Source organism: Pseudoflavitalea sp. G-6-1-2 (genome assembly GCF_012927185.1).
GTDB lineage: Bacteria > Bacteroidota > Bacteroidia > Chitinophagales > Chitinophagaceae > Pseudobacter.
Genome location: NZ_JABBGB010000002.1, coordinates 1,849,841 through 1,864,095, shown reverse-complemented (window position 1 = coordinate 1,864,095; position 14,255 = coordinate 1,849,841). Strand labels below are relative to the sequence as shown.

At 46.5% G+C, this 14,255-nt stretch carries 9 protein-coding genes and 1 riboswitch; of the genes, 6 read left to right on the top strand and 3 right to left on the bottom strand.

What is annotated here, in order from left to right:
* Positions 1-48 precede the first annotated feature (48 nt).
* Positions 49-804 carry a DUF6683 family protein gene (locus HHL16_RS17020; RefSeq protein ID WP_169426375.1) on the top strand — a complete coding sequence of 252 codons (756 nt, stop codon included), beginning with the start codon at positions 49-51 and terminating at the stop codon, positions 802-804.
* Positions 805-818: 14 nt separating this feature from the next.
* On the opposite strand, the gene HHL16_RS17015 is transcribed toward HHL16_RS17020, so the two are convergent.
* The 3 genes from HHL16_RS17015 to HHL16_RS17005 all read right to left on the bottom strand — a co-directional run bounded on the left by HHL16_RS17015 (position 819) and on the right by HHL16_RS17005 (position 5,977).
* Positions 819-2,162, bottom strand: a complete 1,344-nt coding sequence (locus HHL16_RS17015; protein WP_169426374.1) for a voltage-gated chloride channel family protein — start codon at positions 2,160-2,162, stop codon at positions 819-821.
* Positions 2,163-2,200: 38 nt separating this feature from the next.
* Positions 2,201-2,267, bottom strand: a riboswitch (Fluoride riboswitch).
* Between the two features lie 88 nt (positions 2,268-2,355).
* Positions 2,356-3,480: an alkene reductase gene (locus tag HHL16_RS17010; RefSeq protein WP_240966211.1), complete on the bottom strand. Its 1,125-nt coding sequence runs from the start codon at positions 3,478-3,480 to the stop codon at positions 2,356-2,358.
* A gap of 289 nt (positions 3,481-3,769) precedes the next feature.
* Positions 3,770-5,977, bottom strand: a complete 2,208-nt coding sequence (locus tag HHL16_RS17005; RefSeq protein ID WP_169426373.1) for a hypothetical protein — start codon at positions 5,975-5,977, stop codon at positions 3,770-3,772.
* Positions 5,978-6,139: 162 nt separating this feature from the next.
* On the opposite strand from HHL16_RS17005, the gene HHL16_RS17000 reads away from it, so the two are divergent.
* From HHL16_RS17000 to HHL16_RS16980, 5 genes are all read left to right on the top strand, one after another.
* Positions 6,140-6,742: a sigma-70 family RNA polymerase sigma factor gene (locus HHL16_RS17000; RefSeq protein WP_169426372.1), complete on the top strand. Its 603-nt coding sequence runs from the start codon at positions 6,140-6,142 to the stop codon at positions 6,740-6,742.
* Between the two features lie 54 nt (positions 6,743-6,796).
* Positions 6,797-7,981, top strand: coding sequence for a FecR domain-containing protein (locus HHL16_RS16995; RefSeq protein ID WP_169426371.1), 1,185 nt, complete (start codon positions 6,797-6,799; stop codon positions 7,979-7,981).
* Positions 7,982-8,218: 237 nt separating this feature from the next.
* Complete coding sequence (locus tag HHL16_RS16990) at positions 8,219-11,581, top strand: TonB-dependent receptor (protein ID WP_169426370.1); 3,363 nt, start codon at positions 8,219-8,221, stop codon at positions 11,579-11,581.
* An 18-nt stretch (positions 11,582-11,599) separates the two neighbouring features.
* Positions 11,600-13,000 (top strand): RagB/SusD family nutrient uptake outer membrane protein, encoded by a 1,401-nt coding sequence (locus HHL16_RS16985; protein ID WP_169426369.1) that lies wholly within the window; start codon positions 11,600-11,602, stop codon positions 12,998-13,000.
* A gap of 18 nt (positions 13,001-13,018) precedes the next feature.
* A complete protein-coding gene (locus HHL16_RS16980) occupies positions 13,019-14,143 on the top strand; it encodes a TlpA disulfide reductase family protein (RefSeq protein WP_169426368.1) in 1,125 nt (374 codons plus the stop codon).
* Positions 14,144-14,255: the final 112 nt, after the last annotated feature.

Below are 14,255 nucleotides of genomic sequence, written 5' to 3'. Positions count from 1 at the left end.
TTTGTAAATCAGAAATAGCGAAATCATTCATCAATAAAACCTGTTACCATGAAAAATACTATGCTGTATCAACGTTTGATTGCGTCTGTACTGATTGTTATTTCAGCCTGCTCCGGAGCCGGTGCACAGATAGGAAATCCGGGATTGATGTATCAGGGCGCATTTGACAACGCTATGTTTCTCACTACGAAAGCCGCCATCGAAAAATCTGTAGCCAAAAACAAACCGGTTGCTGCGGAAAAGAAGAACCCGACAACCTCTGCAACAAACAATGCTACGCTCAATTTTACTTCTTCTCCTGAAGTGCATAAGAAAGTACTTCAGCTCATTGCAGGCATTGCGGCAAAAGGCGATAAAGCCAAACAGGAAAAACATGCCAGCGTACTTGAAAATGCTGCATTACTGACGCAGTTCGATAAACTGTTGGCCGACTTTGGTTACAACAGCCATAACCTGTCGGATGTATTCGCAGCATACACCATTATCGCATGGCAGATTGCTACAGGAAATGATGCTGCTCAATATACACAAGGGATCAGTTTGTTCAGGAAACAGATGGCACAAACAATGAGCGGCAACAAGGCAGTGACAGCTCTGAGCAGCGATCAGAAACAGGAAATGGGAGAAACGCTGGCTTATATCTCCATGATCTTCAGAATTGCTGTACAGAATCAGGCTAATGAAAACAATGCAGCAGTACTGAACAATATCAGAAACAGCATGCAATCCCTCACATTAAGGGCCACAGGTCTCGATCTGATGAAATATACATTTAACAACGAAGGTTTCTCACTGAAACAATAATGCCGATTTCAGTGCTATAAAAACTTCCTGCGCTGATCGCGTATCTGCCGGAGCGTTTTATTCGTATCCGGATCTCCTGACTGAATCTTTGAAAAGCCCACACGCTGCGACAGATATATGCCCGTATGTCCACTGAAATAATATGCAGTGAAGCAGGCGACGGCATAATACAAAATATGCTCCCCACCGAACAGCTCAACACCCATGATGGTACAGGCTATCGGAGTATTGGTAGCAGCAGCAAATACTGCGATGAAACCAAGTCCGGCCATCAGATCTGCAGGAGTCCCTGAAACCATTGCAATGGCATTTCCCAAAGCCGCTCCGATGAAGAACAGCGGCGTTACTTCTCCGCCTTTGAATCCCATGCCTATTGTGATGGCAGTGAATAATAATTTCCAGAACCAGCTGAAATAACCAGCACCACCCCGTTGAAATGACGATACGATAGATACGCCTCCTTCATGAGGATTGGTAACGCCGAGACCAAGATAATCTCCTGTGCCGAGTGCGAATGTCAGTCCGATAATGATCAATCCTCCTATCGCAGGAATCAGCCATTTGGTTTTGATAAGCTTGTTACTGTAATTCTTAATTGAGTGGGTGAGTTCGGAGAACATATATCCTGCAAGACCAAAACAAACACCAGCTAATATTGCGTGAATGAGTAATTCATATTTGAAATGCAGAAATGAAAAGCCGGTGATGATATCTGAATTGATGATCTGATATTTCGTATGCTGAATGCCATACATGGTGCAGGTGAAATCGGCCAGCACACTGGCAATGAAACAAGGCATCAACGCTTTGTGATTGATCTTTCCGATAGCAAGTACTTCCAGTGCGAAAACAGCACCTGTTACCGGTGTGCCGAACACTGCGCCGAAGCCTGCAGCAATGCCGCACATGAGCAGAATACGGGTGTCTTCAGTATTCAGTCTTATCAATCTGCTGAAGAGCGCTGCCATGCTTCCTCCCATCTGAACGGCAGTTCCTTCGCGGCCTGCAGAGCCTCCGAATAAATGAGTGATGATGGTTGTAGCCAGCACCAGCGGCGTCATGCGCGCAGGAACACCTCCGCCGGGTTCATGAATTTCGTCCATGATAAGGTTGTTGCCGGCTTCGGCATTTTTGCCTGCAAATTTGTATAGAAAATAGATGAGGATCCCCGCAATTGGCAACAGGTAAAGCAACCATCCGTTGAGCCAGCGCAATGCAGTAACCTCATCGAGAAGCCAGAGAAAAAAGGCTACAAGCGAACCCACTACCAATGAAACGGGAATTGTGAGGATTGTCCATTTTAAGAGGCGCTGAGCGATGGCAATCTGTTCGAATTGTTGTTTCAGTTGTTTGATCATCCTACAAATGTTTTAGTGATGGCTGTAAACGCCATGTAGTATTTGTAGGCGCCATCAGTTCCGGGAAGAACGGTTAAATAGGAAGACACCATTTCCTTGGCAATAAAGATATACAAAAAAATAATGCCGGAGAGTATCGAATCCCTCCGGCACGAGTTATGAATGCACACCTGCTGATTTCACAGCAGTAAGTTTATACGGCCATCTTGCTGCCGTGGTAGGTGGGATAATCTGTATATCCTTCCGGGCCGGCACCGAAAAATTTTTCAATGATGGGGGCATTCAATGGCAGCCCATTCTCCAGGCGGTAGGGCAGATCGGGGTTTGCAATGAATGGCCGTCCAAATCCGATGAGGTCGGCCCATCCGTTCTTCAGCGCTTCGTGTGCACGTTCGCGCGAATACTTCCCTGAATAAATGAGCGTTCCCTTGAATGCTTCGCGATAAGCTTCTTTGAATGCAGGAGCCATTACAGGCGCATCTTCCCAATCTGCTTCTGCGATGTGGATGTATGCAACACCAATTTCATTCAGCATGCGGGCCGCTGCGATATAGGTTTCTTCGGGGTTATCGTCCACTGCGCCCATCTGCGTGGTCAGCGGAGCCTGCCGTACACCTACTCTGTGGCTTCCGATGGCTTCGGACACGGCAGTGGTTACTTCTTTCAGAAAGCGAAGGCGTTTTTCCAAAGTTCCTCCATACTCATCTGTACGAAGATTGGTCTGTGAATCTGTGAACTGTTCCAGCAGATAGCCATTGGCGGCATGCAGTTCAACACCATCGAAGCCCGCAGCAATGGCATTCTTCGCGGCTTGTGCATAGGTCTGAATGATCTGCTGTATTTCGGGAATGGTCAATTCGCGGGGCATGGAGTGCTGCACCATTTCTCCTTGTCCGGATTGGGCATCTGCGTTTTGTTTGGGCACATATACTTTCACGCCTTTGGCGAGAATGGCGGATGGAGCAACCGGCGCTTCTCCGTTTTCCTGAAGTGATGTGTGTGAGATTCTGCCTACATGCCAGAGCTGAGCAAACATTTTTCCGCCTGCTTTGTGAACGGCGTCGGTTACTGTTTTCCAGCCTTTGATCTGTTCGGGTGTGTAGATGCCGGGCGTCCAGGCATAACCCTGACCCTGGCGGCTGATCTGCGTGCCTTCTGAGATGATGAGTCCCGCTGAAGCGCGCTGTGCGTAATACTCAGCCATCAGTTCTGTTGCCACTTCACCCACTGCGGACCTCGCTCTGGTCATCGGTGGCATTACTATTCTATTGTTCAGTTGTAACTGTTCAAGTTTATAAGGTTCGAATAACATAGCCATGAATTTTAATTGAGGATGTAAAATTCAGCATTGCGTTTCTATAGATGAAATAGCATAAATAGTAGATAAGTATCAGAATAGTGATAGATGAAAATGTTGTGAATTTTCAGTCGTAATGAGTATCATTATGGTCAATCCTTTAACCCGATAAACCGGAAGCATGAATTACTTATTGCAGATTCTGATTGTTCTTTCAGTGGTATTGATTGTAGCGAAAATTTTCATTGCAAAACACCGGTGTCTCCCATGGAGACAGGGATTTAAAGGAATTTTAAAATATTATCTAAGCTTACTTTTTCACCGGAACGAAGATCCTAACACGAGGATTTACCTGTTTCTCACCTGGGAATAATTTCGTGAGTGGACCTTCATCGAATTGAATGCTGGGTTCGAAACCTGAATTGATAGCAATGGTGTAACCTATTTTGCCTTCAATCTTATTGCCATCATCATCTTTGCTCCAGCCGGGCCCGCCAATTGGTGTGAGTACGCCATCTTCATCCAATCCGGCGCCACCGGGAATGGATCCTGAGAAACCGTGTCCGGCTGATACGCCCGCGCCGAACTTCATGCCGATATCTGTCATTTTCTTATCTCCATCGTAGGTGATGTAAATGCTTTGATTGATGCTTGCTTCTACTTTGCCCTCCACACCCGGAATTTTTACAGCTTTGCTGATGCTGGTGCCAATGCCTGCTGTGAATGTATACTGATGTGTTTTGAAATTCTGACTGAAGTTGAAACTAGCTCCTTCACCGAGGCTGAAAGAAGCTTCTTCACAATTGGTTTTTAGTTTTCCAACAAAGAATGGTATCTCCATATCAACCGGGCATTTGAATTCCCAGTTCATTTTAAGATCGATATCTTTTTTTCCATAGTTGTATGGTGGAGGGCAGGTGCTCCAACTGGCTACATCGCTCTTGGGTTCTTTATCTTCTCTCCACCGATCTACGATCTTCAGGTATTGATCGGCTTCATAGTAATAGAAATATTGAGCTTGTGGTAGGTTTATGCCAGATAGAAAACGCCAGTAAGAAAGCATATAAAATTCTCTCAGCGCTTCAACCTGCATTCTTCTTCTGTAAGTGGAAAGTGCACTGGCTTTGTCTTTCAGAAATTCGTTGTAAACAACCAGGATTTTGCTGCAAAGCTCTTTCTGCAACTTTAGCAGCTTATCACAATCGTCATTTCTGGGATCTTTTCCGGGGCAAATCAATCCTTTCATAAGTGCCTTGTATTGCGCAGTGATTGAGCCGGCTTTCTTATCATAGTTGTTTTTGATTTCCTGTATTGCCGATACATAATCTGCCTTAAACCCCGGAAGTGGACTGCGATATACTTTTCTCATTCGGTCCAGTTGTTTGGCCGCCATGTAGGTAAATGTTCTGCCAGGTGGTGGAAGCCTCACGGTTGGATTTTTGATCCTTTGCTCGGTGAAATAGTCTACCTGTTGTTGAGTTTTTGCTTCTTCTTCTTTGCTGAATTTGTTTTTGAGGTTCATTACAAGTTTCTCTTCTGCATGGAATTTTTGTTCCCATGCTTCGAGAGTAGCATTGTGGAGAGGAATATCGTACACACTCTGCAATGGAGCAGGCAGATTAACCCTGAATTCATTGAAGGCGTCCGGCATATTGATTTCCGGAAAATGCGCCGGCAGCTGGTCTTTCGCTGGCATCTTGCTTTCAAAATTTGCGGCAGCATTGGTATAACCTCCCTGCAGCGAAGCTGCAATATGCTTTGATGCCTGAGCCATATTGCCTGCTGCTGCTTCGAGATGCGCCATGGTGTTGTTGGCTTCAGGATGAAGCGGCGCCAGCTTAATGCAGGCCATCAGGTATTGTTTTGTTTTTTCCTTTTCTCCCAGAAGTGCGTAGGCCTGACCAATATTGTTATTGGCCACAGCACTCTGAGGGTGTTTTTCAACAAGGTATTGCAGAATAGGAATCGACTTCTGCGGCCATCCGGAGAGCTGCAGCATAGCCGCCAGATTATTGAAATCAAGAGCACCGGTCTGTGGTGCAGTACAGGCTTTGGTTGCCAATGCCAGTGCGGTAAATGGATTGCTTTTGTAAAACCAGCCAGTCACCGCAAGCAGGGTTAGCTCAGCAGGCTTTCTGTTGACAGATAATTTTGCGATCTCCTGCAATTGAGAAGCAGGCAGAGTGGACGTTACAGCAGTGGAAATTTTCTGAATAAAAGTTTGCAGAGCAGGCAGGCTAAGCGTTTCTTTCGGAATGGTAGCTAGTATTGCAGCATCTCTTTCCGGGAAAAAAAGCGAGAATTTTTGTGATGCAGATTGCTGGGAAGCTGCCAGCAATTTGTCAATGTTCCCTTCCATTTGCTTTCTCATTTTCTCCCGCTGATCGGGCGGGAGGTTCTTGAGCGCCTCCTCCATCAATGCCTGCAATTCAGTGGCTGTAAGTGGTTTGCCCTTCTCCTGCGCGTTCACTGCTCCAGATAGAAACAATGCAAACACTAGTGCGATCATTATTTTCATGCTGCATCTTTTTGAGAATGCTAAACCTATGAAAACAGACTGGTGTAACAATCGTAGCACAGACGGGCTTGCCTGGAAGCCGCTCTGAACTGCCGGTATATTCTAACGGAAATCCCTGCCATTGCGAATTTTACCGTAGTTTGCAACTATAATCCGCACCCCTTGCCGCCTAACCGTACATACGATGAGAGAGCGCTGCTATTGCAAATAGCGGAAGGGGATGCAATGAGTTTCGGCATACTCACCAAACACCACTGGCCCCAGGTATACGGCACTGCACTCCGCCTCACCAAATCTCCCGAACAGGCCAAAGACCTCGCACAGGAAATGTTCATGAAGCTCTGGAACAGCCGGCACAGGCTGCCTGAGGTGGAAAATATCAATACCTACATCTATGTTGCGGCGCGAAATCTGGTGATGGATTTTATGGAAAAGAAAGTGTTCCATCCTTCCAATATTCAAAACCTCACAGACTATCTCACCGATAATTCCGCCGAACATCCACTCACCAGTCTCGAATTCAAAGAGCTTGAACAGACTGTTTCTGCCGCCATTCAGGCGCTTCCCGAAAAAACCAGACGGGTTTTTGAGCTGCATCGCTTCGCCGGAAAAAGCCATAAAGAAATTGCCGCCCTGCTCGATATCTCCGAAGTAAGCTCTAAAACCTATATTGTACGGGCACTTAGAGACATTCGGGTGTATCTCTCCAAACATGCCGGCGACAATCCGCTGCTGCTGGTTTTCCTGCTCGGAAAATTTTTCTGATCTACTGTCTTACCCCTCGTTAGTTTTCCGTCCTGTATGTATAAACCTTATATCATGACCGGGAATTCGGTTAAAGAACTTTGGGAAAAGTACATGCAGGGCACCGCCACACCTGCCGAAATGGAGCAGCTGAGTACCCTTTTCAGCCAGCCTCAGCATCGTGCAGCGTTTGATGATCTGTTGCAGCAGGCATTCACTGATCCCCGCTATATTGAAACAGCTGATCATAATGTTGATGATGTGGTAAGCAGTCTGATGCAAAGACTGAATGAGAACAGCAGTGCCACTGCTATCCGCAGAATGCCCAACAGGCGCTGGTTCTGGGCTGCAGCTTCGGTAATTGTGCTGGCCGTTGCCGGAACATATCTATGGAATAGCAGAACCGTAAAAAATAATCCGGGTACTGCACCAGTGGTTGTAAAAGAAGATTTGCCGCCAGGTGGGGAAGGGGCCATTCTTACCTTATCCGATGGCAGGCAGGTTTCGCTGGACAGTCTGAAGAATGGCCTCGTGGCTCATCAGGATGGAAGCGATATAAAATTGGAGAATGGCAGGCTGCTCTACGATCCGAAAGAGCAGGCAAACCAATCGCTCGTGTACAACACCATGTCCACACCAAGAAAACGGCAGTTTCAGATGACATTGCCCGATGGCAGTAAGGTATGGCTGAATGCCGAATCATCGATCCGCTTTCCGGTAGCATTCGCTGCCACCGAGAGAAAAGTAGAAGTAACCGGAGAGGTCTATATCGAAGTAAAGAAAAATGCAGCCGCACCATTTACGGTGAATGGAACTGATTTTGTAATTCAGGTGCTGGGAACCGGTTTCAATATCAATTCCTATGCAGATAATGGATTGGTGAAAGCCACGCTGGTAGAGGGTTCTGTGAAGTTGAGCACAACCGGCAGTAACAGCGTGCTGCTTAAACCCGGAGAACAATGGATTTACAATAAGAAGGGAGGAACATTCAACATCAGCAGATCTGCAGATATGCAGCATGTTCTTGCCTGGAAAGAAAAACGCTTCTCTTTCAATGGCAATATCAGAAGCATCATGAAGGAACTGGCAAGATGGTACGATGTAGAACTGAAGTACGAAGGAGATATATCCGATAAAGAACTGGAAGGCGGTTTTCCGCGCGATAAGGAACTGCAAAAAGTATTGGAGATTCTCGAAAGCGTAGCTGATGTAAAATTTGAACTGAAAGGAAAACTGCTCACCATCAGAGCATCGAAATAGCTGGCCATGAAAAAACCGCACCGGATTTGCGTCCGGGCGGTTCTGCAAGGCTAATGAGTTTGTCACCCACTGTACGGAACGAATTGAGAGCCGGACCGTATAGTTTTTATTAACCTAAACGCAAATAAAGTTATGCATTTTATGCTTATGGGATCCCCTATGCCCGAAAGGTGCATCGGGGGAAGTGTGAAGTGGAGCAATCCATGGAAACACAGGCTCACCAAAACGATTTTGATCATGAAAATGATTTGCGCACTGCTTATTATCTCTTTAACGCACGCATACGGAAGCGGCAAAGCCCAGTCCGTAACGCTCTCCGGTAAAGACATTCCGATGAAACAGGTCTTTGAAAAGATCCGTATCCAAACCGGAATTGAATTCATCTGGGAAAAGAATCTCATCGAAGAAGCGTCTGCCGTTACAGTGGACATCAGGAATCTGCCGCTGAAACAGGCGCTGGACATCTGTTTCCGGGGACAGAACCTTCGTTATTCATTCATCGACAATGTAATTGCGGTTACCAGAAAACCTGCCATCAGTCTGCCCGTTTTTGCAGAGGCTGCACTGATAACAGGCCGCGTGTTTTCCGAAGAAAAGAAGCTGCCGCTCGAAGGCGTAAATGTTGCAGTGAAAGGAACCACGCAAGGCACCACCACCGATGCGCAGGGTAATTTCGTAATCGCGGCCGATGCCGGACAAACCCTCGTGATCAGCTCCGTGGGATATATTTCACAGGAAGTGAAAGTAAGCGCTGCCACCAACTATCCCGTTTACCTCAAAGTTGCTGTTGCCAATCTCGATCAGACAGTAGTGGTGGGATACGGAACACAAAGCAAAAGAAATGTAACCGGCTCCATTGCCAAAGTAGGCGAACTGAAAGCCGAAGAAAATATCACCGGAAATGTATTCAATGCACTGCAGGGCCGCGTAGCTGGTCTGCAGGTTCGTGGCTTCGACGGATCGCCGGGTTCTGAGCCCAGCTTCAGCATCCGCGGTGTTCAAACCCTCAGCAGTGGAAATATCAATCCGCTGATTGTGATCGATGGACTGATCGTAGACGCTGGTTCTGGTGTAGGCGGATCGAACGCTCCTAACTTTAGATTCAGCAATATCAATCCGCAGGACATTGAATCTATTGAAGTACTGAAAGACGCTTCCTCCTCTGCCATGTATGGAGCAAGAGGCGCTCAGGGCGTAATTCTCATCACAACAAAAAAAGGAAAGGCCAACACCAGACCTGTTGTAAACCTGAGCACTTATTACGGCCTCACCAACTCAACCCTCGGTTACAGGTCCATGAACAACCAGCAGTATGAGAGCACCTTCAAGGAAGCCCGTAACAACAGAGTAGCAGATATCGATAAACTCCTTGCTACACCTGGTCTGCCTCAGGATAGGATCGATATGCTTGTTGAAGAAAAAGATCAGCTGGAGTATGAGATCGGCGCATTCAAACTGGGTACATCACTTGGTGTATTCGATCAGGACTGGGTGAAAAAAGTAACCAATAAAAACGCGGCTACAAAAAATATTCAGGCCAGTGTTTCTGGTGGTAATGCCAGCAATACTTATTACTTCTCATTCGGAAAATTCTCCGAAGAGAATTCTATTGGCCGCGGATTCTTCAACAGATACTCAGCAAAACTGGCGCTTACACAGCGTGTGAACAAATGGTTCAGGATCGGCGGTGATATCAGTGTATCACTCACTGAAACCAAAGACCTCACTTCTCCGCTGACCAACGCTCTCAATGCACGTCCGGATATGCCGGATTCCATTCCATTCAATGCAGATGGAACCCTCGGATACTGGATCGAAATGGATACACATCCGCTCGCAAGCGAATACCAGACCTACGGAAGATCGAAGAACTGGAATTACCTCGGCAATGCCTTCGGTGAAATCACCATCATGCCAGGGCTTACTTTCAAATCTACACTGGCAGGTGTGAACAGCCAGAGCAGCAGCACATTGTTCTACAGTCCCTTCTCTTCATGGGGGCAGTACAATAAAGGGCAGTATAACAACAGGGGAGGAAGTGGCATTCAATACACTTTCAACAATACCCTTACCTATCAGCTTGCAGTAAGCGGCCTGCGTGGCGATCTGTTGCTGGGACAGGAATACTACGAGAACAAACTCACCAATACCGGATTTTCCATCATCGGTTTCCCTTCCAGCGAAGGACTTTGGAATCCAGGTAATGGTTCACAACCTTTCAATGCTGAACAGTTCAACAACCGCACTTACGGCGAAGCAGGTGAATCTTATTTCTTCCGTTCGAACTTGAGCTGGGATAATAAATATCTGCTGAGCGCCAGCATTCGTCGCGATGGAACTTCCAAACTGGTTTCCAAAAACAGGTACTCATGGTTCCCTGCATTGTCGGCCGGATGGATTGTTTCTGATGAAGCCTTCTTCACTAAGAACAATATCATTTCTTTCCTCAAACTTAAATCGGGTATCGGTCTCACGGGAAATATCAGAACGCTCGGATATTTCGATTACGCAGATCTGGTGAACACCGGCAGTTATCTGGGAAGGCCAACACTGGTGCTGAACAACGTGCGTGGTAACCGTGATCTGAATTGGGAAAGAACCAAACAGTTCGATGCGGGCATTGAAGCGAGATTCTTCAACAACAGAGTCTCTATGACACTGGAGTTCTACGAAAAAAGAACCGACGATCTTCTTACAACATTGCGCATCCCCACATCTTCCGGTGGCTTTGCATCTCAAAAAGGTAACCTCGGAACGGTGCGCAACAGAGGTATCGATCTCGAATTGAATTATCGCAGCAAACCTTCCGGTTCCGGCAACTTCACCTGGAATGCAGGCGTGGCACTGAACATCAACAAAAACAAAATCCTTTATCTGAGAGACTCGGTAATGGGATATGGAATGTACTGGCCTGGTGGCCCGATGGGATATACCAAAACCGGGCATTCTGTAGGTTCATTGTTGTTGTACAGATCACTCGGTGTTGATCCCAATACTGGCGATCTGATATATGAGGATAAAAATAAAGACGGACAAATTACCACAGCAGATCAGGAGTATGTACAAGTAGCGCAACCCAAACTGGCTGGTGGTTTCAATCTCGGAGCAAACTGGAAAGGCTTCTCTCTTTCTGCCAACTTCACTTTCAGTGCAGGCAACAAAGTGTATAATCTGGAAGATCAGTACAGCCGGATTTTTGGAATCGATGATTTTTCAGGTGTGATGTCCAACAAGCCTCAATATGCAAACGACAGATGGAGAGCGCCGGGCGATAAGAGCTATTATCCCCGCGCCATTGTTGGACCGCATGGGCAAGGTCAGGCATCCGACTGGAACAGCAGACCATCTACTCATTATCTGTTCGATGCATCTTATGTGCGTCTCAGAAACCTCACCGTTGCATATCAGTTCGATGAGAAATTGCTGAAGAGAGCCGGTATCCCTGCTGTTCGCATCTATACATCATTCCAGAATCTCTTTATGATCAAGAACAAATCGCTGAAAGTTGCCGACCCAGAACTCGGTATCGAGAGTGGGGTTCAGAATTCTACTGTTCCTATTCCAAGAGTTATTGCGTTCGGAATTGATGTCACTTTATAATCAGATAAAAATTTTGATATGATCCGGAAATATTTCCTTCCAATAAATATATGCATATTCATCAGCTGCATTTTTTCTTCCTGCAGTAAAAAGCTGGATGGATTCTCGCCCGATACCAGCATCAGCGAGAACGAGATCAGGCCGTCAGATATTCCATTGCTGGTAAATGGAGTTTACTCCAAGATGCAGGGCAATCCATACTACATCTATCCAATGTTCGATATCTATGCGGATGATGTGATTTCTATTCAGGGTGGAACCGCTACCCGTTTCAATCCGCAAAACTATGAAGCATGTAGTGTGCTTCCGAGTGATGGCTTCGGTATAGGATCTTACTACAACTCTGCTTACACTGCCATCGGTAATGCCAATTTCATTATCAACTTTATCAGATCAAGAGGTCTCACCAGTTTGAATAAGGAGTTGGGAGAAGCATTGGCCATCCGCGCGTTTTCTTACTACCGCCTGGTGGATGCATTCGGCGGTGTGATCATTACGCTCGGAGGCGATAAAGATCCGGCTGATCTCAAACGTGTAAAGAATACTGAAGCAGAAGTGTATCAGCGCATTTTTACTGATCTGACGGATGCAGAAATCCTGCTGCCTTCTTTCACCACTTCTCATGCAATGTCTAAAGAAGCGTTGCAGTTGCTGCGTGCAAGAATTCATTTGAACAGAGGTGAAAAAACAGAAGCTAAAAAATACGCAGAATTGGTGATCGGTTCTGCAGCAGTAGCGCTCACTTCCAATTTTACCAGCAACTTCAGATACGACAATGCAGGGAACAAAGAATTGCTTTTCCGTTTGCACGAAGGGCCTTTGACATATAGTTATGACAAGGCATCTATGTTCCTTCAGTATAGTCCGGGTTTACCATATCGCAGGCCAAACGGAGCAACAGGGTATGGGCAAACATGGCTGAATACTGCTCTGGTGGCTGCTTACGAACCAGGTGATGTACGCGCAGGTATGCTGAAAGAGCAGTTTGCCAGCGCCGCCGGTAAAGTGGTAACCTTTCTGATGAAACACTCTGCAGATACACTGCAAACAACCAATCCGGTTGTTACCTATCCGATGATCAGACTGAGTGAAGCCTATCTCATCTCAGCCGAAGTGGATGCACGCAATGGAGTGGTAGATGTAACACGCTACAATCAGCTCAGACAAAAACGTAATCTGGCTGCAAAGAATAACAGTGATTTCGCTGGCGCCGCTGCTTTCCTCGAAGAGATCGAGTGGGAACGCAGAAGAGAGTTTGTCGGCGAAAGTCTGCGTTGGCAGGATATGAAACGTTTCGGCAAAGCCATTCCTTTTCTCGCATCGAAAGGGCAGGATGAAAAAAGACTGCTGATGCCGCTCCCCGCAGCCGAAATCGCCAGAAACCCCAATCTGAAGCAGAACCCAGGATACGATTTTTAAAGCAGCAAATAGAAAGTTATGAAGAAGGGAATATTGTTAACGCAGATTTTGATAGTGGGCATAGCAGGCAGTGCAGCTGCACAGCAGTTCAGGCTCGAAGGTTCATTGGGAAAGAAAGCCGAAGGCGCCACTGTAACCATCAACTATTTGAAAGGAAACGGATACCAGACGGATTCTGCGAAAGTAAAAAATGGGAAGTTCCTCATCACCGGTGATATGAAAGAACCGGTGAAGGCTTTTGTAAGACTGATCCCGGCCGTTAAGCCCGGAGAAACAAATACGCAGAACAATGATTACACGGAGATTTTTCTCGAACCGAGAAAGACTACGATGAAGTCGTCCGACGGATTGTTGAGCACTGCCACCGTAAAAGGTGGCACTGGTCAGAAAGAGCTGGCAGAGTTGCAGAGGCGACTCAAACCGGTGAATGCCCGCATGCAGGCGCTGGTCGATAGCATGACCAAAAGAATCAGCGAAGATGAAACAACCGCCAGCAAATTCAGAGTGGTGAGTCAGCCATTGTACGATGAGATGGACAGCATCAGAGCTGCATTTGTTGCTGAATATCCTGATTCGTATCTGAGTCTTTCAATTGTAAAAGATAAAAGCGCCATCATCGATCCGGTGAAGTTTGAGCCCCTGTTCAATTCATTGAGCGAACGTCTCAGAAATACCGATGGAGCTAAAGCAATCGCAGCCAGATTAGTCGTTGTGAAAAAGCTTGCCATCGGACAAAAAGCGCCGGACTTCACATTGAACGATACCACAGGTACGCCGGTTTCACTTTCATCACTGAAAGGTCAATATGTGTTGATCGATTTCTGGGCAAGCTGGTGCGGCCCCTGCCGTCAGGAAAATCCCAATCTCGTGAAAGCATATGCTAAATACAAACCGCATAATTTCCAGATTCTCGGCATTACACTCGATAAGCAACCTGCGCCCTGGATCACAGCGATCAATGAAGATGGATTGAAGTGGCTCCACGTGCGAAACATCAAAGACACACCAAACGATGTTGCGAAGCAATATGATATCAGGGCTGTTCCTCAGAGTTTTCTGATTGATCCCAATGGAGTGATCATCGCCAGAAATCTGAGAGGGAAAGAACTGGAAGATAAACTGGAAGAAGTTCTGAAAAACTAATATAGATCTGATATTCTCCTGTACCATTAATCCCCCCTGTTGCTAACCTGAAAGGGTTAGAAACTCAATCGGCCTGCACCGCGTTTTATCGTGGTCAGGCCGTTTGAGTTTT